The sequence below is a fragment of the Pseudomonas sp. CP4 genome, from assembly GCF_047758505.1.
GTDB lineage: Bacteria > Pseudomonadota > Gammaproteobacteria > Pseudomonadales > Pseudomonadaceae > Aquipseudomonas > Aquipseudomonas fluorescens_AO.
In genome coordinates, this window is sequence record NZ_CP180489.1 from 5,734,506 (window position 1) to 5,753,902 (window position 19,397).

Genomic DNA, 19,397 nt, shown 5'->3' on the forward strand with positions numbered 1-19,397 from the left:
TGGCGAGACCTTGCTGTTTGAGGGGTGATCAATGCCCGACAAAGGGCTAACATGCCGGCCTGTTCCGCGTTTCAGTGTTCTGCCCATTTATGCCCAATCAGACCATCAAGACCCCCTGCGTCGGCCTCTGCTCCACCGTTTACGGTGACCTGGTGTGCCGTGGCTGCAAGCGTTTTCACCACGAAGTGATCCATTGGAATGGGTACAACGAGGAGGAAAAGCGTGCGGTGTGGCTGCGTCTGGAGCAATTGCTGTCACAAGTGATGGCGAGCAAAGTCGAGATCTTCGATCCGGCGCGCCTGCGCGAGCAACTGGAACAGCGCAAGATCCGCTTCGTACCGCATCAGTCGGAATATTGCTGGGCCTATCAGCTGATTGCCCGGGGCGCGCGGGTGATCATTAATCTTGAGGCGTACGGTATGGTATTGCTGCCGGAGTTCCGCGACTGGAACCTGCCGGAACTGCGCGATGCCATTGATCGGGAATTCTTCCTGCTGTCGGAAGCGCATTATCAACGCTACATCGCCCCGGGCTTCCTGAAAGACGCCTTCGGCGCCTAGAAGCTTCGCGAGCAGGCTCGCTCCCACAGGGAAATGCATTCCAGATGTGGGAGCGAGCCTGCTCGCGAAAGCGCCAGTCAGGCATGGCAATCCTCAGTGTTTTGCCGTCAATTCCACCAGATGATCCTCAACCTCCTGCGGCTTGAGCACCAACACATCGCTTTCCAGCGTATCCAGCACCGCTTCAGCGGTATTGCCGATCAACGCGCCTGACACCCCGGTGCGCGCCACCGTGCCAATCACCGTCACCGCCGCCTGCAGCTTGTGCGCCATGAACGGGATCAATACATCTGCCGGGCCTTCTTCGATGTGCAGATGTTCATCATCGACATCGAATTCGGCCTGAAACGCCCGACATTGCTCGCGATAACGCGCCGCGATGGTTTCGCTCAGTTGCAGCGTCGGGTCCGCCGCCGACAGCATCGGCGACGGATGCGCGGCAATCACATGCAAATGCGCCTTGGCCAGGCTGGCGATGTCATAGCCATGATCGATGATGGTGCTGTGCAAATGCCGGTGCTCACCGTCGGCATTGCCAACGTCGACTGCAGCCAGGATCACTTTGTCCTTCCATGAGCCAGCGGTCTTCACCAGCAGCACTGGAGTAGGGCATTGGCGCAGCAGTTTCCAGTCTGCCGGGGTCAGCAAGGCTTTTTTCAATGAGCTGTCGGGAAAGTGCTGTTTGATCACCAGCCCGCAACCCTCGGCCTGCTGCACATCAATGATGGTTTCGTGCAGGCTCTCGTTCCACGCCTGTTCGGTGGTCACGCTGTAGCCTTCGGCGAGCAATGCCGCCTTGAGCACACTGAGCAGGCCGGCGTGGTCATGCTTCTTGTCGCACACCAGCAGATGCAGATGGGCCTGGGTGACACCGGCGATCAGCTTGGCGCGCTTGAGCGCCAGGCTTTCCGCATGTTCAGGTTCGATGACCACCAGAATGCTGCGAATGGCTTGCATGAGCGGAGTCTCCAGCAAAGAAAAGGCACGGCGTTGCACAACTATAGTTGCTACCCGAACGTCTGCGACTTGATGCATATCAACAGCCGCCGCTGGTGGTCTGCGGGCAGGCCGGTATAATCGGCGCCCTTCGCTCGAACACCTTTTACCGTGAGCCCCATGATCCTTCCAGAAATCCACGAATTCCTTGGCTGCCGCACGCCCGACGCCTGGGTCCAGGCGGCACTGGCCGATCAGGAAACCCTGCTGATCGATCACAAGAACTGTGAGTTCAAGGCCGCCAGCACGGCGCTGAGCCTGATTGCCAAGTACCACGCTCACGTCGACCTGATCAACATGATGTCGCGCCTGGCCCGGGAAGAACTGGTGCACCACGAGCAGGTCATGCGCATCATGAAGCGGCGCAAGATCGAACTGCGTCAGCTGCACGCCGGCCGTTACGCCTCGGGCCTGCGCAAAGTGGTGCGCAGTCACGAACCGGTGAAACTGGTGGATACGCTGGTGGTCGGCGCGTTCATCGAAGCACGCAGTTGCGAACGCTTCGAAGCACTGGTGCCGCATCTGGATGAAGAACTGGGCAAATTCTATTTCGGTCTGCTGAAAAGCGAGGCGCGGCATTTTCAGGGCTATCTGAAACTGGCCTATCAATATGGTGATGCCAAGGATGTCGCCGAAGTGATCGAGCGCGTCCGTGCGGCCGAGCAGGAACTGATCGAATCGCCGGACGAGGAATTCCGCTTTCACAGCGGTGTGCCCGCCTGAATTTGTTAAAAACTTTTAAGAGTATGAAACATCACCGAAAACCGGCCCAAGTGGCCGGTTTTTGCTGTCCGCCGTCATCGCCTGTTCGATGAATGCCAGCATAATATCGGCCCCTCCACGTTTGGCTTGGCAACGGTTGTTATGGATAACCTGGGTTTCGGCAAAGTTCTGCTGGTCGAAGACGATGAGCGTCTCGCTGCACTGATCGCACACTTTCTAGAGCAACACGGCTACGAGGTACGCACGGCGCATCGCGGCGATCTGGCCGTGGCGGTGTTTCTCGAATTCAAGCCGAAAATGGTCGTGCTCGATCTGATGTTGCCGGGGCAGAGCGGTTTGCAGGTCTGCCGGGAAATCCGCAGCGTGTCGGACACGCCGATCGTGATCCTCACGGCCAAGGAAGACGATCTCGATCACATCCTCGGCCTGGAATCCGGCGCTGACGACTACGTGATCAAACCGATCAAGCCGCCGGTCCTACTCGCGCGGCTGCGAGCGTTGCAACGGCGGCAGACGCCGGACACCAGCGTGGTGAGTTTTCTCGAGTTCGGGCAATTGAGCATCGACCGCAGTTGCCGGGAAGTGCGCCTGGCCGGTGAGCTGGTCGAACTGACCACCATGGAGTTCGAATTGCTCTGGTTGCTGGCCAGCGCGGCGGGCAAAATTCTTTCCCGCGACGACATTCTCAACCGCATGCGCGGCATCGCTTTCGACGGGCTCAACCGCAGCGTCGACGTCTACATCAGCAAGTTGCGCAACAAACTCAAGGACAACCCTCGCGAGCCGGTCTGCATCAAGACCGTGTGGGGCAAGGGCTATCTGTTCAATCCGTTCGCGTGGGAGCTGTAGATGCTGCGCTTGTTCCTCGGGCTGTTTCTGGTGATGACGGTGGGTCTGGTGCTGGCCTTGCAGGCGGTCGAGCACACCTTCAACGCGTTGCTCGACAGCCAGACGCAGGATTACAACCGTGAAGCCGTGCGCGGCCAAGCGTGGTCACTGGTCGATCATTTGCAAGGCCGCCAGGGTGCCGAGCGTGAGCAGAAACTCGATTCATTGCGCGCGCATTACGGTTTGTCGCTCAGTCTGGTCGACGCCGATCAACTGGCCCTGACGCCGCAGGAAAAGGCCGAACTGGCGCAGAACCTGTTGGTGATCCGCGACGATTACACACAGTTCATCAGCAATATCGATGGCGGCTCGCAATTGCTCAGCATCAAGCTGCCGCCTGAGCCAAGCCTGATGCCGTTCTACATCACCGCGGCGTACATGATGTTGGCGGTATTGATCGGCATCGTGCTGTTTTTCTGGGTGCGCCCGCACTGGCGCGATCTGGAAAAACTGCGCCTGGCCGCCGAGCGTTTCGGCGACAACGATCTGTCGGTGCGCATCCAATTGTCGCGGCGCTCGAACATCCGCGATCTGGCCGAGCACTTCAATCTGATGGCGGCGCGCATCGAGGGCTTGATCGCCAATCAGCGGGAGCTGACCAACGCGGTGTCCCACGAATTGCGCACACCGATCGCGCGGCTGTCGTTCGAACTCGATCAGCTTAAACAGCAGCCCGGCGCCGGCCAGAATCGCGAGTTGATCGCCGACATGTACGCCGACCTCGGTGAGCTGGAGGAAATGGTCTCTGAGCTGCTGACCTACGCCAGCCTCGAGCATGGCGCGACGGTGATCAAACGGGAGAATATTCACGCAGCCGATTGGCTCGACAGCGTCGTCGGAAGTGTGGCGCTTGAGGCCGAAGCTGTGGGCGTGCAGTTGTCGATCGCCGGTTGCCAGGTCGACACGGTAAGCATCGAACCGCGCTTCATGGCGCGGGCGGTGATCAATCTCCTGCGCAACGCCATTCGCTATGCCGAGCAGCGCGTCGAGGTGTCGCTGCTGCGCAACGGCGATGACTATGAAGTGCGGGTCAGCGATGACGGCCCGGGCGTGCCGCTGGACGGACGGGAGAAAATCTTCGAACCGTTTTCGCGACTCGATGCCAGCCGTGATCGGCGCACTGGTGGTTTCGGGTTGGGCCTGGCGCTGGTGCGACGGGTGTCGCAGTCTCATGGCGGGCAGGTTGAAGTTGGCGATTCGGTGTGGGGCGGGGCGTTGTTCAGGATGACCTGGGCGCATCCGGATTAAGGTACTGATCATACCGGCCCCTTCGCGAGCAAGCTCGCTCCCACATTTGAAATGTGATCCCCTGTGGGAGCGAGCTTGCTCGCGAAGGGGCCGGGAGAGTCAATATCTATGCGGGCTGACCGACCGCTATTGCGAGCAGGCTCACTCCTTGTATGTTCCCCAGACACCAGCATGAATGAGATCTAAGCTCGCTGGTGCGACATACGAAGATGTGTTTCTGGGGGAGACCGATCGCTCCTTAAGGCAGGACTTGCTCCTGACCTTGTCTGTAGAGAGGTCCCCCCGCCTCATTGCCCACCACGAAGAGTATCGAGAAGCCGACGAGTCGGACTTCGCATTACAAGGTTGCAGTGGCATGAAGTTCGAGGTCAGGGGAACCAGGAAGCATTTTTAACTCAGTTCTCTTGGAGTTGAAAGCATGAACATGCACGTCGGTTTGGATGTGGGATCTCGCACTACAGCGATGGGCTGGCGCAATGGCGGCCGCTTTGCAGGTCAGTGCAATATCGACCAGACGCCGGCGGGGCGCAAGGCTGCTGTCGGCAAATTGCTTGAGCTCAAGCCGATATCTGTGGTGATGGAAGCCACCGGTATCTACTACCTGGACTTGGCCATGGAGCTCGCTGCGGCGGGTTTGCCAGTCTCGGTTATCAATCCGAAGAGTTTTCACAACTTTGCAAAGCTGATGCTGAAAAACAGCAAAACGGACGCAATCGATGCCCAATTATTAGCTGAATACGGCGAACGGATGAGCCCAAGGTTGTGGACGCCGCCCACTTCAATACAGCTTGAGCTGCGTGCTATCGGCCGCCACATCAATCGTTTGACAGGTCACCGCACCCGCGCCAAAAACGAGCTGCATGCGCTAAAAGCTACTCAAACAACACTCCCGATGCTGATTGAGGATGAAGAAGAGGCCATCAACGCCTTTGACAAACGAATCGAGCGTTTCCGTGTCGCTGGTCGGGCATTGATCGACAACTGCCCAATGTTGAGCGCCCAGTTTGGACACATGATTGCCGCTCCAGGCATGGGTGAGATCTCAGTATTTGCAGCGCTGGCTGAACTGACGACCTTACCGGTGACGCTTAAATCCGCGCAGGTTAGCCGCCATGCCGGACTCGATGTCCGACTCACGCAATCAGGAAGCAGCATTGATAAACCCGGCCGGATAAGTAAGGGCGGCAATGCCTATTTGCGCTCAGCGATGTACATGCCTGCGCTGACCGCCATACGTTGCGACCCGAACGTGAAAGCGTTTTACGAAGCGTTGGTGGCCCGAGGAAAGAGGAAGATGCAAGCTATCGTCGCAGTCATGCGCAAATACCTGACCGGACTATGGGCCTGCATGCAGGCCGGAGAAGACTTCGACACGGCCAAGCTTTTTAGCGGTAAACACGTCCAAAAAGCTTGACCGTGAACAGAGTATCTACAGGAGCCGGTGTTCAGCGGGTCAGACCGAGTCGCTCATGCCACTGGGCGATCGATTCTTCGGGATATTCATCAAACTGCTGATCCTTCGGCTTCGTCTCGACCTCAACCCACGGCGCTTTTGACCCGAGCATCAGGTGCGTGTGTTCCGACGGCACCGGCAGCGGCGTGTCGATCGCCGAGGCGAATGGATGAATCAGCTCTGGCCACTCCGGGCTGAACAGCCACAAACCGCTGCCGCACAGCGAACAAAAGTGGCGCTCGGCGCTGCTGCGATGGGCGCGCTTCTCGCCGTCGGCTTTCATTTTTGCGTGATATATGCTGATGTTTTTGCGTCCGCGAACCTTGAGAGTGGTCGCGTTGCCGCCAAGATTGATCGCATAACCGCCGCCGCCCTGGGTCTTGCGGCAGATCGAACAATAGCAGCGTTGATAGGGATAAGGATGGGCGCTGTCGAGGCTGAACGTGACTTCGCCGCAATGGCAGGAGCCTTCGAGGTGCATGGTGCTCTCCCGTGTCTGAATGGTCCGCTTCAGCCTAGAACATTTTGCTTGGCGCTTGCCGGTGTGATGCGACCGGCGGGCGCAGCGTCTAGCCCCAGTGTCCCCGCGATCCCCATGGGGCGAGACTTTCGGAACCCGGCATGCAAGCGCTGTTGAATGAGATCCTTGACGCGGTCCGGCCCCTGATCGGGCAGGGCAAGGTCGCTGACTATATTCCCGCCCTCGGCACGGTCCCGGCCAACCAGTTGGGCATCGCCGTGTACAGTAACGATGGTGAAATGTATTGCGCCGGCGACGCTGAAACGCCGTTCTCGGTGCAAAGTATTTCCAAGGTATTCAGCCTGGTGCAGGCCATCGATCACTCCGGCGAAGCGATCTGGGAGCGACTCGGCCATGAGCCGTCCGGCCAGCCGTTCAATTCGCTGGTGCAATTGGAATTCGAGCGCGGCCGCCCGCGTAACCCGTTCATCAACGCCGGGGCGCTGGTGATCTGCGACATCAACCAGTCGCGCTTCGCCGCGCCGACACTGTCGATGCGCGACTTCGTTCGGCGCCTGTCCGGCAACCCGCAGATCATGATTGACGGCAAGGTCGCCGACTCCGAATACCAGCACCGCGCGCGCAATGCGGCGATGGCGTATCTGATGCAGTCGTTCGGCAACTTTCACAACGATGTCGAAGCCGTGTTGCGCAGCTATTTCAGCCACTGCGCGCTGCGGATGAATTGCATCGATCTGGCCCGGGCGTTCTGTTTTCTGGCCAATGACGGGTTCTGCAAGCACAGCGGCGAGCAGATTCTGACGCGCCGCCAGACCCAGCAGGTCAACTCGATCATGGCTACCAGCGGTTTGTATGACGAGGCGGGCAACTTCGCTTATCGCGTCGGCCTGCCGGGCAAGAGCGGGGTCGGCGGCGGCATCGTTGCGGTAGTGCCGGGGCAGTTCAGCGTATGTGTGTGGTCGCCGGAGTTGAATGCGGCGGGTAATTCGCTGGCGGGAATGGCGGCGCTGGAGTTGCTGAGCTCGCGGATTGGCTGGTCGGTGTTCTGACTCGATCAGCCAAACACCACAAAACCCTGTGGGAGCTGGCTTGCCAGCGATGAGGCCCCGTCAGTCACTATAAATTTGCCTGAACCACCGCTATCGCTGGCAAGCCAGCTCCCACAGGGTTGGTCGGTGGATTGAAGAGGTGTATTTCAGGCAGTAATCCGCTACATTTTCCGGCCGCCCTCTGCATGGTGAATCCGCTTCATGTCTCTTGCGCTCGAACGTCTAGTCGCTGGCACGCCGATCCCTTTCGCTGGTAACCGCGTCACCGTGGTCAGCCCCGAACTGGCCGCGCGGTTTCAGCCCGGTGACCATCTGCTGGTCGAGCAGGTCAGTGGCGAGTTGTTGCTGATCCCCGTGGCTGATCAACAGGCCGCCTCGGTGGCAATCGAGCGTGCTGCTGCGGCATTCACCGCGTTGTCGGCGGTGTCCGATGAAGCCATCAGCCGGTTCTTCGATCTGTTTGCTCAGCGCCTGGAAAGTCCTGAATGCTGGACGCAGATCGAAGCTGCCAACCGCGCCGACATCGAACGGGCCAAGGCGCGCGGTCGCTCGACCACACGCTTGCTCGCCGATGAACGCATGCGCTGCGACATGATCGCCGGGCTGCGCGCCTGGCGTGATGCGCCACCGACCCGGGGCAAGGTGATCAGCAGTGTCGAGCACGACGGCTGGAAGGTCGAGCAAGTGGTTTCGCCGCTGGGCATCGTCGCCTTTGTCTTTGAAGGTCGACCCAACGTATTTGCCGATGCCGCCGGGGTGTTGCGCACCGGCAACACCGCCGTGCTGCGCATCGGCAGCGATGCGTTGGGCACTGCGCAAGCCATCGTCGCTCACGCCTTGAACCCGGCACTGGCCGAAGCCGGCTTGCCGGTTGGTGCGGTGTCGTTGGTGGAAAGCGTCAATCACGCCGCCGGTTGGGCGATGTTCGCCGACCGGCGTTTGTCATTGGCCGTGGCGCGCGGTTCGGGCCGTGCGGTCAGTCAGCTGGGCAGCATCGCCCAGCAGGCCGGCACGGCCGTCAGCCTGCATGGCACCGGCGGCGCGTGGCTGATCGCCGACCGTGACGCCGACACTACGCGCTTCGCGGCGGTGGTGCGCAACTCGCTGGACCGCAAAGTCTGCAACACCCTGAACGTCTGCCTGATTCAGCGCGAACGCGCCGCCGAACTGGTGCCGCTGTTTCTCGATGCGTTAAAGGCCGCCGGTACGGCACGCGGCCAAGGCTGCAAGTTGCACATCGTCGAAGGCAGTGAAAGTTGCCTGCCAAGCGAATGGCAGAACGCAACGGTCGAGGTTTATCGCGCGGAGGGTTACCGGACCGAAGCGCTGGCTGAATCCTTGCCGGAGTCGGACTTGGGTCGCGAGTGGGAATGGGAAGAGACTCCGGAAGTCAGCCTGATGATCGTCGACGATCTTGACCAGGCGATTGCGCTGTTCAACCGTTACAGCCCGCAATTCACCGTGTCGTTGATCAGCGAGGCGGCGGCGGTTCAGGAACGCTTCTACAACGCTGTGAATGCGCCGTTTGTAGGCAACGGCATCACTCGTTGGGTCGATGGCCAGTACGCGTTGAACAAGCCGGAACTGGGCCTTTCCAATTGGGAGAGCGGGCGCCTGTTTGCGCGCAGCGCGATTCTTTCCGGCGATGGCGTGTTTACCGTGCGTAGCCGGATGACCCAGATTGATCTCACGGTGAAACGCTGATCTGTTGATCGTTCCCACGCAGAGCGTGGGAACGATCACCGGCCGGGGCGTCAGGCTGCGCTGGATGTCCTAGCGCTGATCGCGCAAGTGGTTGGTTGCTCGACCAGCGGCACAAAGGTGCGACGATCGGAAGCGAGCGCGTCGATCGAGCCGGTCTCGATGTCGTAAACCCAGCCATGCAGATTCAGCCGCCCTTGCTCCTGGGCCAGGCGCACACTCGGGTGGGTCTGGATATTCGCCAATTGCGCGATCACGTTCTCGCGCACCATCGAACTCAATTTCGCCGCGTCGCTGCCATGCACGCGCGCTTCGTTCATCACCTTCGCCGACTCGGCATGCTGCAGCCAGCCGCTGACGGCGGGCAGGTGATCCATGCATTTGCACTGGGCAATCGCCGTCATTGCGCCGCAATCGGAGTGGCCGCAAATCACGATATCGCTCACTCCCAGTACCGCCACCGCATACTCCACTGTCGCCGAGACCCCGCCCGGATGCGGGCTGTAGGAGGGCACGATATTGCCGGCGTTACGGATCACGAACAGTTCGCCGGGCTCTTGCTGGGTCAGTAGCTCAGGCACCACGCGGCTGTCGGAGCAGGTGATGAACAGCGTGCCGGGTTGCTGAGTCGTGGCCAGATGTTTGAACAGTTCGCTGCGTTGCGGGAAGGCTTCGTTCTGGAATTTCAGGAAGCCGTCGATCAGGGCTTTCATGGGCGTGTCCTCGTGACAGAAATGAGATGGCCCGCACGCAGGATGCGGGCCGGGCGCATCAGAACGGGCGCAGCGGCAGGAACTTGCCGTCGAGGGTCACCACGGCGCGGGAGCCGCCTTCCGGGTCTTCGACTTTCTTGATGTCCAGTTTGAAGTTGATCGCACTGATGATGCCGTCACCGAACTGCTCGTGAACCAACGCTTTCAGCGTGGTGCCGTAGATCTGGATCATTTCGTAAAAACGGTAGATGGTCGGATCGGTCGGCACGCCGCTGAGGCTGCCGCGCAAAGGAATGATCTGCAGAGCGGCGACGTCATCGGCGCTCAGATCAAGCTTGTCGCCGACCACTTGAGCAGCATTTTCCGGCAGAGGATGCTGGCCGAGCAGGGCGGCGGTGACATAAGCCAGGCTGAGGCCGGTGCCGTCAGCAAGATCCTGCCACGACAGATCTTTTTTCGCCTTGGCGTCGAGAACGCGGGTGGTCAGGGCCAGGCTGTTGTCGTTGTAGGCGTGGGACTGTTGCATGGTGTCACTCCTTTCAGGGGTTGGCTTGCTTGTGTGGAAACAATGTTGCGCCGTTCGATTCATAGCGTCCAAGACCGATATACAATGCTTCGCATAAGCCCTGCCTATAGATGGTGCCCTCATGCTGTTGCGACATTTGCGTTATTTGCTCGCCGTTGCCGATCACGGTGGCTTCACCCGCGCCGCCGAAGCGCTGCATGTGTCGCAGCCGACGTTGTCGCAGCAGATTAGGCAACTGGAAGAAACCCTCGGCGTGAGCCTGTTCGATCGCACCTCACGCACGGTGAAGCCGACGGATGCCGGTGCGGCTTACATCGAATGCGCGCGGCGCGTGCTGGTGGAGCTGGAGGCGGGGCAGCGCGCGTTGCACGACGTGAAGGATTTGTCGCGCGGCACCCTGCGCCTGGCGATGACGCCGACGTTCATGGCGTATCTGGTCGGGCCGTTGGTGCGTGATTACAGGGCGCGGTTTCCCGGGATTCATCTGGAGATCTTCGAGTTGTCGATGGACGACATCGAGGCAGGGCTGGCGGATGACTCGCTGGATGTCGCGATCGCGTTCACGCCGGTGCGCAATGCCGATATCGAATGCATACCGGCGTTTACCGAGACGCTGGGGATCATGGTCGGGCCTGGGCATCCGTTGTATGGAAGCCGATCGGTGCTGACGCCGACGGAAATTGCGTCGCTGGATTTCGCCTTGCTGGCGCCGGGGTTCATTACGCGGTTATCGGTGGATGAGTATTTTCGTCAGCACGGGATTACACCGCAGGTGCGGATCGAGGTGAATTCGGTGAGTACGTTGCTGGAAGTGGTGCGGCATGCGCCGCTGGCGACTATGTTGCCCGAGGCGATTGCCAGTGAAGACCGCGCGTTGCGCCGCTTGCGGGTCGAAGGGGAGGCGCCTCAGCGTGGCGCGGCGTTGTTGCGGCGCAGGAATAATTATCACAGCGCGGCGGCGTTGGCGTTTGTGGAACTGGTGCTGGAACTATAGAGGTGCCAGGCAACGCTATTTCTGTAGGAGTGAGCCTGTTCGCGATAGCGGTGTGTCAGTTAGATAGACGTGTCTGAATAACCGCTATCGCGAGCAAGCTCACTCCTACAGGGGTATGCGCTGAATTCGGGATGTAAAAAAGGGCCTGCTCCAAATTGGCAGCACACCCTTCAGTTAAATAATCTACAACTCAATAAAACCGATCAATCACCCGAACTTCATTCTGGTTCTGCAGCGAATCCCACGCCTGCTTCAGCGTCTGCAGCACACTGCCAATGAAGTCCTTGTCGGCCGCAGCCTTCTTGCCAACATAACCGTGGCCGCGGCGGTACATCTTCAGGCGGGCCAGCAGGTTCTGGTGGTTGCGGTCGAATTCTTCTTCGCCAGCATGGGGCGACAGGCAGTCGATGTGCACCTGGCCCGATTTGCTGATCCAGAGAATATGGCTGTCGTGACTGTCTTTCTGCGCCGCGAACATACGCGCCAGTTCTTCGATGGTGGGTTGATTGTTCAGATTCATTGTTATGCCCCTTGACCAGTCTGGTGATCTTTCAAAGTTGATTCGCTAATACAGGTAGCCCATCGGTTAGTTGATCCCTGGCACCGAAACCAGGACGTCAGCGCTCGCCCGTATGAAGTACGGGGTCATGCATCTGTTGCATGTAGTCGTGTTGAATAACTGCTACGCAATAGCGTCACAACGAGGAGAAGCAGCGAAAACCGGGAGGCTCCTTGACGACATATCCAATGTCGGCCACAAGCGTCTTGAGAATTTTCGCCAGCGCTTCTCGTCCGTGTACTGGACGTTCAGGCCAGGTCAGCTTCTTCAATCTGCCTTGTGGGCAGCGTGTATCCGGAAAAAACAACTCGGCGGTCAGACGAGTTTGCTCAAGCGTGTTACCAGTGCTCCCGATCGGGGAACGTCTTCATCATGCAAAAGCAAAACGATGCCGTCAACGGTTTTGTAGTGAATATTTTCAAGCACTACATATTGTCGGACAAAGCTGTTTTGGAATGAGAAAAGATCCTCTTCGACAACGTGTACAAGGGAACCGCGAAGGATTCAGCGAGTCGCCGGACGCGCCGTGCGCTTGCGCGTACCGGTGGTTTTGCTGGCCGTCGACTTGCGCTTTTTCTTCCACGGCGCTGCGGTTTTGCCGGCAGGCAGCGGGCCGCTGATGGTCAGGCTAAGGGCGGAGCAGCGGCTGACCTGCTTGCTCATCCACGCGGCCTGTTTGGTGACGAATTCTTCCAGACTCATCTCGCCGCTCTGCACCATGTCCAGCGCCTGTTCCCAGATCGCCGTGGTGCCGGGATCGGCGATCGCGCGCGGCACCGCATCGATCAGGCTGAACGCCGCAGGTGTCGCCGCCAGTGCCTTGCCGTTCTTGACCAGATAACCGCGATCAAGCAAGCCCTGGATGATTGACGCGCGAGTGGCTTCGGTGCCGATGCCGGTGGTGTCTTTGAGTTTCTGTTTGAGCAGCGGATCCTCGACCAGTTTGGCAACGTTCTTCATTGCCTTGATCAGATCGCCTTCGGTGTAGGGTTTGGGCGGTTGCGTCCAAAGATCCTTGAGATTCACCTTCGCCACAGCGCATTCGACGCCTTGGCTGAGGGTCGGCAAGGTTTGCGGCGCCGGTGCTTCGCGGCCTTTCGCCGGAGCCAGGGCCTCGGGCAATGCGCGCTTCCAGCCCGGTTCGATAATCTGCTTTCCGACCGCGCGCAACGCCTGTCCGTTGCAATCGAAATCGGCCTGGGTGCGATCATATTCGTGATTGGGCAGGAACTGCGCCAGGTAGCGCGCGCGAATCAGCGTGTACACCGCGCGATGCTTGCCGGTCAGACGTTCGAGGTTTTTCGCGGCGATGGTGGGAATGATGCCGTGGTGAGCGCTGACCTTGGCGTCATTCCAGGCCCTTGAGCGCCGCTGCGGTTCGAGAAAACCCTGCAAGGCTTCAAGGCTTGGATCGGCCTGACGCAACGCCGCGAGAATTGCCGGCGCCTCGCTGTGCTGGCTGAGCGGCAAGAAGCCGCAATCACTGCGCGGATAGGTGATGACTTTGTAGGTTTCGTAAAGGGCCTGGGCGATGTCGAGGGTTTCCTGGGCGCCGAGGCCAAGCTTTTTCGAGCAGACTTCCTGCAAGGTGCCGAGATCGAAGGGCAGGGGCGCGACTTCGCGAATGCGCTCGGTTTTCAGCTTGATCACTCGAGCGCTGTCAGCGTTCTTGATCGCCGCTGCCGCTTGCTGCGCCAACGCCTGATTCAGGCAGCGATCCTGATCATCACAAACGTCTGACGGTGCGCGCCACTGTGCGGTAAATGCCGTGCCGTTGTGCAGCAGATCCACGTCGATAGCCCAGAAGGGCACGGGGACGAAATCGGCGATGCTGCGGTCGCGGTCGACCACCAGTCGCAGGGTCGGCGTCTGCACCCGGCCCACGGGCAACACGCCCTGGTAACCCGACTGCCGGCCCAGCAAGGTGAACAACCGACTCATGTTCATGCCGATCAGCCAATCGGCCCGTGAACGACCCAACGCCGAGTGATACAGACTGAAAGTTTCGGCTCCTGGCTTCAGCGCAGCCAGTGCTTTGCGAATCGATGCCTCGTCCAGCGCCGACAGCCACAAGCGGCGGATCGGCCCGCGATAGCGGCAGTGCTCGACCAGTTCCCGGGCGATCATCTCGCCCTCACGGTCGGCGTCGGTGGCGATGATCAGTTCGCTGGCCTCGCCGAGCAGGCGCTTGACCGCTTTGTACTGACTGGCAGTGCGCGGCTTGACGGTCATTTTCCACTTGTCCGGAATGATCGGAAGATCGGCCAGCACCCAGCGTTTGTAGCGCGCGTCGTAGGCGTCCGGCGGCGCGGTTTCGAGCAAGTGGCCGATGCACCAAGTCACTGTGACGTCCGTCCCCAGCCAGCAGCCATCGCCGCGACGCCTGGCGCCGAGCACGGCCGCAATGTCTTTGGCCTGGGAAGGTTTTTCACAGAGGTACAGCCGCATAGCTACCATCGCTGGTTGGTGTGTGGAGAGGCCACAGGATGGCGGGAGTTCGCGATAGGAGCAACTTTTATCTGTATGGATATACAGATAAAACGTTGCAGGAGGTTTAGCCGTTCGGCCGTAATCCACTCGATCTGCGAATCCATCAGCTATACCTGAACCGGTCTCTTCGCCGTCTTCAGGAGAACTCCATGAAAAGCCCCAGCCCCGTGATCAGCGTTGAACAACTCAGCGGCTGCCTGCTGGTGAAATTCCACGGCATCCAGGTCGCCGCGTCTTCCCACGCGCTGATCCTCAATGAGGCCAACTACCCGCCGGTCTACTACATCCCGCGCGAAGACATCGACGAAAAATACTTCGCCCGCACCGACCACACCAGCTATTGCCCGTACAAGGGCGACGCCAACTATTTCAGCCTGCAAGTGCCCGGACATGAGGGTGCCAACGCTGTGTGGACGTACGAAAAACCGAAGGTCTCCGTCGCACCGATCCGCGACTACGTGGCGTTTTATCCGGACCAGGTTAAATTCGAAGTGATCAAGGCGGACGCCTGAGCCAAAAAAAATGGCGAGAGAATCGCTTCCCTCGCCATTGTGTCAGCGGGTTTTCAGTTCTTGTCCAGATCAATATTCTTCGTCTCACGCAGACAGATCATCCCCACCACCAGGCTCACCCCGGTGATCAGCACCGGATACCACAGCCCGTAGAAAATGTCCCCGGTGTACACCACCAGCGCGAACGACACCGTCGGCAGGAACCCGCCAAACCAGCCGTTGCCGATGTGATAGGGCAGCGACATCGAGGTGTAGCGGATGCGCGTCGGGAACAATTCGACCATCAGCGCTGCCAGCGGGCCGTAGCACATGGCCGAAATGATGATCAGTGCGACGATCAGAGCAACGATCATCGGTTTGTTGATCTGCTGCATATCAGCTTGTTGCGGATAACCGGCGAGAGTGATCGCGCCGCGCAATGCCGCCTCATCAAACCCGTCGAGTTTTACATCGCCGACACTCACTTGCACGGCGCTGCCCGCAGGCGCGGCGACGCTGGAATAAGGCAGGCCTTGCTTGACCAGGAAGGTCTTGACCTTGTCGCACGGGCTGTCGAATTTGGCCTTGCCCACCGGATCGAACTGGAAGGTGCAAGTGGCCGGGTCGGCAAGCACGGTGATCGGCGCCTGACGGCTGGCCTGATCGATCGCCGGGTTGGCGTAGTGCGCCAAGGATTTGAAGATTGGAAAGTACAGCGCGGTCGCCAGCAGCAGGCCGAGCATCAGCACCGGTTTGCGCCCAACCTTGTCCGACAGCCAGCCGAAAAAGATGAAGAACGGCGCGCCGATCACCACACTGATGATCAGCAGACTGTTGGCCACCGCCGGGTCCATTTTCAGGAACTGGGTGAGGAAGAACAGCACATAGAATTGCGCGGCGTAGAAGGTCACCGCTTGCCCGGCGTTGATGCTGAACAGGGCGATCAGCACGACTTTGAGGTTCTCCCATTTGCCGAAGGATTCGCGAATCGGCGCCTTAGAGGTTTTGCCTTCTTCCTTCATTTTCAGATAGGCCGGCGACTCGTGCAGGCTCAGGCGAATCCAGGTGGAAATGCCCAGCAGCACAATCGACAGCAGGAACGGAATGCGCCAGCCCCACACCTCAAACTGGTCGCCGGTGAAGTAGCGGCAACCGAGCACCACCAGCAGCGACAGCAACAGGCCGAGGGTCGCGGTGGATTGAATCCAGCTGGTGTGGAAACCGCGTTTGCCGATCGGCGCGTGTTCGGCCACGTAAGTCGCCGCACCACCGTATTCGCCACCGAGCGCCAAGCCCTGAAGCATGCGCAGCACCACCAGAATGATCGGCGCGGCGATGCCGATGCTGGCGTAGGTCGGCAGCAGGCCAACGCAGAACGTCGCCACGCCCATCAGAATGATCGTCGCCAGAAAGGTGTATTTGCGCCCGATCATGTCACCCAGACGACCGAATACCAATGCGCCGAATGGTCGTACGATGAAGCCGGCGGCGAACGCCATCAGCGCGAATATGAAAGCCGTGGTGTCGTTGACCCCGGCGAAGAACTGCTTGCTGATCACCGCCGCGAGGGCGCCGTAGAGGAAGAAGTCATACCACTCGAACACCGTCCCGAGTGATGAGGCGAAGATGACTTTCTGCGTGGCGTTGCTGGTCTCGGCGCTGCCCGCAGCGTCCAGGGGCTGAGCGTGGTCTGACATATCGGTATCCCTCACAGTGATTGTTTTTGTTGTTCCACTGGTGTTGCGTGTCCGGGTGAAGCGCGATGCCTGAGTCTGGTGATGATTCCTGTGGGAGCGACCCTGCTCGCGAAAGCTTTTTGTCAGTCAACTCCTAGGCTGAGTGAGCTACCGCATTCGCGAGCAGGCTCGCTCCCACAGGGGAAATATCTGCCGATCTGGACAAAATCAGTTGTGCCGCCTTCTCGGCAATCATCAGCGTAGGCGAACACGTATTGCCTGAGGTAATTCTTGGCATGACCGACGCATCGGCAACGCGCAACCCCGGCACGCCGTGCACGCGCAGCTGCGCATCGACCACCGCGTCTCCGTCGTTGCCCATGCGGCAAGTGCCGACCGGATGGAAAATCGTTGTGCCGATCTTTGCCGCCGCTTCATGCAATTGTTCTTCGCTTTGCAAGCTGTCGCCTGGCAGGTATTCGACGGGTTTGAACGCTTGCAGGGCAGGGGCGCTGACAATGCGCCGGGTCAGGCGAATCGCATCGGCGGCGACGCGCAGATCTTCTGGATGGCTGAGGTAATTGGGCTGAATCAGCGGTGCCGCTTGCGGATCGGCGGAGCGTATTTCAATGCGTCCACGGCTCTGCGGGCGCAGGTCGCACACCGAGGCGGTGAACGCCGGGAAGCTGTGCAGTGGCTCGCCAAAGCGCTCCAGCGACAGCGGCTGCACGTGGTATTGCAGGTTCGCCGAAGTTTGCTCCGGGCCGGATCGGGCGAACGCGCCCAACTGACTCGGCGCCATCGACAGCGGCCCGCTGCGGTCGTACAGATAACGCAGGCCCATGCCCATCTTGCCCCATACGCTACCGGCGATCTGGTTCAGGGTGCGGGCGTTTTCCAGCTTGTAGATAAGGCGCAGTTGCAGGTGATCCTGCAGGTTGCTGCCGACGCCCGGCAACTCATGAATCACGCCGATGCCCAAGCGTTCGAGCAGCGGGCGCGGACCGATTCCCGAGCGCTGCAGAATGCTCGGTGAACCGACCGAGCCGGCGCACAAAACAATCTCCTTGCGCGCCTTGAACTGTCTGGTCTGGCCTTCATGCTGCGCGCGGACTTTCGTCGCGCGGCCGTCCTCCAGCAACACACGATCAACCTCTACGCCGGTCAGCACAGTCAGGTTCGCCCGGCCTCGCAGCGGTTTCAAAAATGCCTTGGCCGCGTTCCAGCGCACCCCGGCTTTCTGGTTGACCTGAAAGTAACCACAGCCCTCGTTGTCGCCCTGGTTGAAGTCATTGATGCTGGCAATGCCGCTTTGCTCGGCAGCGCTGCGAAAGGCATCCAGAATCGGCCACGACAAGCGCTGTTGCTCGACTCGCCATTCGCCCTGATCACCATGAAACTCTGCGCCGCCGGCAAAGTGGTTTTCGCTCTGTTTGAACAGCGGCAGCACATCCTTCCAGGCCCAGCCCGGATTGCCTGCGGCCGCCCAGCCGTCATAGTCGCCGGCCTGGCCGCGCATGTAGATCATGCCGTTGATCGACGAACAGCCGCCCAGCACCTTGCCGCGCGGATAACTCAGCGCGCGGCCATTGAGGCCCGGTTGTTGTTCGGTTTTGAAGCACCAGTCGGTGCGCGGATTACCGATGCAGAACAGGTAACCCACAGGAATATGAATCCAGGCGTAGTTGTCGCGTCCGCCGGCTTCGAGCAGCAACACCCGTTGCTGTGGATCCGCTGAGAGCCGGTTGGCCAGCAAGCAACCGGCAGGGCCGGCGCCGACCACGATGTAGTCGAATTCATCCAGGGACGTCTGCATGCCCTGACCTCGCTTTTTGTTTTTATTGTCGGACACTCTAGTTGTTAGCTTTCGTTAAAAGAATGTTAGTTTTTGCGCAGCCGCTGTGCGTTTTCAAACAACCCGAAGTGACGATAGCTGACAAGGATCCGCCATGTTCGACTGGAACGACCTGCGCTTTTTTCTCGAACTGCAACGCAGCGGCCGCCTGCTCACCGCCGCGCGCCGGCTCAATACCACCCACGCGACCGTGGCGCGGCATATCGAATCGATCGAGAAAAGCCTCGGCACCGCACTGTTCGTCCAGCACGCCCAAGGCTATGAAATGACCCCGGCGGGGGAGGCGCTGCTCAAGCACGCCGAAGCGATGGAAAACGTCGCGCTCCTGGCGCAGGAAGAAATCACTCAGTCCACGGCGCCGCTGGGCAAGATCCGTGTGGGGGTCACCGAAGGGCTGGGCATCAAGTTTCTCGCCAGTCGCATGATCGGCTTGTTTGAGCGTTACCCCGGCCTCGAGGTGGAACTGGTCGCCGTGCCGCGCTTCGTCAGTATTCTCAACCGCGAAGCGGAAATCAGCATCCACCTCGAGCGTCCATCCGCCGACATGCTGGTCACGCGCAAGCTCACTGACTATCGGCTTGCGTTGTACGCCAGCCAGAGTTACCTCGACAAATCGCCGCCGCTGCATAGCCGCGAAGACCTCGGCCGACATGCGTGGATCGGTTACGTGGATGATCTGCTGTTCAGCCAGGAACTGATGTTCCTCAATAGCTTCTGCCGCAGCCCGCGCGTGGTGTTTCACAGCACCAGCGTCATTGCCCAACAGGAAGCGGCGCGCTCGGGGTTGGGCATCGCCGTGCTGCCGTGTTACATGGCCGCGTCCGACCCGGATCTGGTGGCGCTGTTGCCGGATGAAAGCATCGAGCGCAGTTACTGGATCAGCACGCGGCGAGAGCTGCACAAATCGGTGCGGCTGCGGGTGGTCTGGGATTATGTAGTGGGGTTGTGTGAGGCGGAGCAGGGGCTTTTACGCGGTTAAACCTGCCGCATCCAA

Annotated in this window: 18 protein-coding genes; 10 read left to right on the forward strand and 8 right to left on the reverse strand. The window is 59.8% G+C overall.

The features are described 5' to 3' along the window. Positions 1 to 89: 89 nt before the first annotated feature. The gene (locus tag ACMYUN_RS25865; protein WP_024013275.1) at positions 90 to 560 is read left to right on the forward strand and encodes a DUF1289 domain-containing protein; all 471 of its coding nucleotides are present in this window, start codon (positions 90 to 92) and stop codon (positions 558 to 560) included. Positions 561 to 653: 93 nt separating this feature from the next. Here the strand turns inward: ACMYUN_RS25865 and ACMYUN_RS25870 are convergent, their stop codons facing one another. After that, on the reverse strand, positions 654 to 1,517 hold the full coding sequence (locus tag ACMYUN_RS25870) for a universal stress protein (protein ID WP_415762169.1): 864 nt from the start codon (positions 1,515 to 1,517) through the stop codon (positions 654 to 656). 159 nt (positions 1,518 to 1,676) lie between these two features. Between ACMYUN_RS25870 and ACMYUN_RS25875 the strand changes: the two genes are divergently transcribed. The 4 genes from ACMYUN_RS25875 to ACMYUN_RS25890 all read left to right on the forward strand — a co-directional run bounded on the left by ACMYUN_RS25875 (position 1,677) and on the right by ACMYUN_RS25890 (position 5,829). Beyond that, the gene (locus ACMYUN_RS25875; RefSeq protein ID WP_415762170.1) at positions 1,677 to 2,279 is read left to right on the forward strand and encodes a tRNA-(ms[2]io[6]A)-hydroxylase; all 603 of its coding nucleotides are present in this window, start codon (positions 1,677 to 1,679) and stop codon (positions 2,277 to 2,279) included. Positions 2,280 to 2,420: 141 nt separating this feature from the next. Next, positions 2,421 to 3,128 (forward strand): response regulator, encoded by a 708-nt coding sequence (locus tag ACMYUN_RS25880; protein ID WP_415762172.1) that lies wholly within the window; start codon positions 2,421 to 2,423, stop codon positions 3,126 to 3,128. Then, positions 3,129 to 4,415 carry an ATP-binding protein gene (locus ACMYUN_RS25885; protein WP_415762173.1) on the forward strand — a complete coding sequence of 429 codons (1,287 nt, stop codon included), beginning with the start codon at positions 3,129 to 3,131 and terminating at the stop codon, positions 4,413 to 4,415. 418 nt (positions 4,416 to 4,833) lie between these two features. Continuing rightward, positions 4,834 to 5,829: an IS110 family transposase gene (locus tag ACMYUN_RS25890; protein ID WP_310408833.1), complete on the forward strand. Its 996-nt coding sequence runs from the start codon at positions 4,834 to 4,836 to the stop codon at positions 5,827 to 5,829. A 31-nt stretch (positions 5,830 to 5,860) separates the two neighbouring features. Here the strand turns inward: ACMYUN_RS25890 and ACMYUN_RS25895 are convergent, their stop codons facing one another. Then, on the reverse strand, positions 5,861 to 6,349 hold the full coding sequence (locus tag ACMYUN_RS25895; protein ID WP_415762174.1) for a GFA family protein: 489 nt from the start codon (positions 6,347 to 6,349) through the stop codon (positions 5,861 to 5,863). A 140-nt stretch (positions 6,350 to 6,489) separates the two neighbouring features. Between ACMYUN_RS25895 and glsB the strand changes: the two genes are divergently transcribed. Both glsB and ACMYUN_RS25905 read left to right on the forward strand, forming a co-directional pair. Beyond that, a complete protein-coding gene (glsB, locus tag ACMYUN_RS25900; RefSeq protein ID WP_024013269.1) occupies positions 6,490 to 7,398 on the forward strand; it encodes a glutaminase B in 909 nt (302 codons plus the stop codon). Between the two features lie 201 nt (positions 7,399 to 7,599). After that, on the forward strand, positions 7,600 to 9,102 hold the full coding sequence (locus ACMYUN_RS25905) for an aldehyde dehydrogenase family protein (protein ID WP_415762176.1): 1,503 nt from the start codon (positions 7,600 to 7,602) through the stop codon (positions 9,100 to 9,102). A gap of 50 nt (positions 9,103 to 9,152) precedes the next feature. On the opposite strand, the gene ACMYUN_RS25910 is transcribed toward ACMYUN_RS25905, so the two are convergent. Together ACMYUN_RS25910 and cynS are read right to left on the reverse strand one after the other, a co-directional pair. Next, the gene (locus ACMYUN_RS25910; protein WP_415762177.1) at positions 9,153 to 9,812 is read right to left on the reverse strand and encodes a carbonic anhydrase; all 660 of its coding nucleotides are present in this window, start codon (positions 9,810 to 9,812) and stop codon (positions 9,153 to 9,155) included. A 58-nt stretch (positions 9,813 to 9,870) separates the two neighbouring features. Then, complete coding sequence (gene cynS, locus ACMYUN_RS25915) at positions 9,871 to 10,338, reverse strand: cyanase (RefSeq protein WP_041480833.1); 468 nt, start codon at positions 10,336 to 10,338, stop codon at positions 9,871 to 9,873. Between the two features lie 121 nt (positions 10,339 to 10,459). On the opposite strand from cynS, the gene cynR reads away from it, so the two are divergent. Continuing rightward, a complete protein-coding gene (gene cynR / locus ACMYUN_RS25920; protein ID WP_415762178.1) occupies positions 10,460 to 11,332 on the forward strand; it encodes a transcriptional regulator CynR in 873 nt (290 codons plus the stop codon). Positions 11,333 to 11,522: 190 nt separating this feature from the next. Here the strand turns inward: cynR and ACMYUN_RS25925 are convergent, their stop codons facing one another. Both ACMYUN_RS25925 and ACMYUN_RS25930 read right to left on the reverse strand, forming a co-directional pair. Beyond that, positions 11,523 to 11,852, reverse strand: a complete 330-nt coding sequence (locus ACMYUN_RS25925) for a hypothetical protein (RefSeq protein WP_039763142.1) — start codon at positions 11,850 to 11,852, stop codon at positions 11,523 to 11,525. Between the two features lie 543 nt (positions 11,853 to 12,395). Further along, the gene (locus ACMYUN_RS25930; RefSeq protein WP_415762180.1) at positions 12,396 to 14,339 is read right to left on the reverse strand and encodes a DNA topoisomerase III; all 1,944 of its coding nucleotides are present in this window, start codon (positions 14,337 to 14,339) and stop codon (positions 12,396 to 12,398) included. A 191-nt stretch (positions 14,340 to 14,530) separates the two neighbouring features. On the opposite strand from ACMYUN_RS25930, the gene ACMYUN_RS25935 reads away from it, so the two are divergent. Next, positions 14,531 to 14,893 (forward strand): DUF427 domain-containing protein, encoded by a 363-nt coding sequence (locus ACMYUN_RS25935; RefSeq protein ID WP_129999996.1) that lies wholly within the window; start codon positions 14,531 to 14,533, stop codon positions 14,891 to 14,893. 53 nt (positions 14,894 to 14,946) lie between these two features. On the opposite strand, the gene ACMYUN_RS25940 is transcribed toward ACMYUN_RS25935, so the two are convergent. Further along, positions 14,947 to 16,569, reverse strand: a complete 1,623-nt coding sequence (locus ACMYUN_RS25940; RefSeq protein WP_129999995.1) for an MFS transporter — start codon at positions 16,567 to 16,569, stop codon at positions 14,947 to 14,949. A gap of 133 nt (positions 16,570 to 16,702) precedes the next feature. Further along, entirely contained in the window at positions 16,703 to 18,364 is a 1,662-nt protein-coding gene (locus tag ACMYUN_RS25945; RefSeq protein ID WP_415762182.1) for a GMC family oxidoreductase, read from the reverse strand. A 133-nt stretch (positions 18,365 to 18,497) separates the two neighbouring features. Here ACMYUN_RS25945 and ACMYUN_RS25950 point away from each other — a divergent pair, with 133 nt between their 5' ends. Next, the gene (locus ACMYUN_RS25950) at positions 18,498 to 19,382 is read left to right on the forward strand and encodes a LysR family transcriptional regulator (protein ID WP_039763138.1); all 885 of its coding nucleotides are present in this window, start codon (positions 18,498 to 18,500) and stop codon (positions 19,380 to 19,382) included. The last annotated feature ends 15 nt before the right edge of the window (positions 19,383 to 19,397 follow it).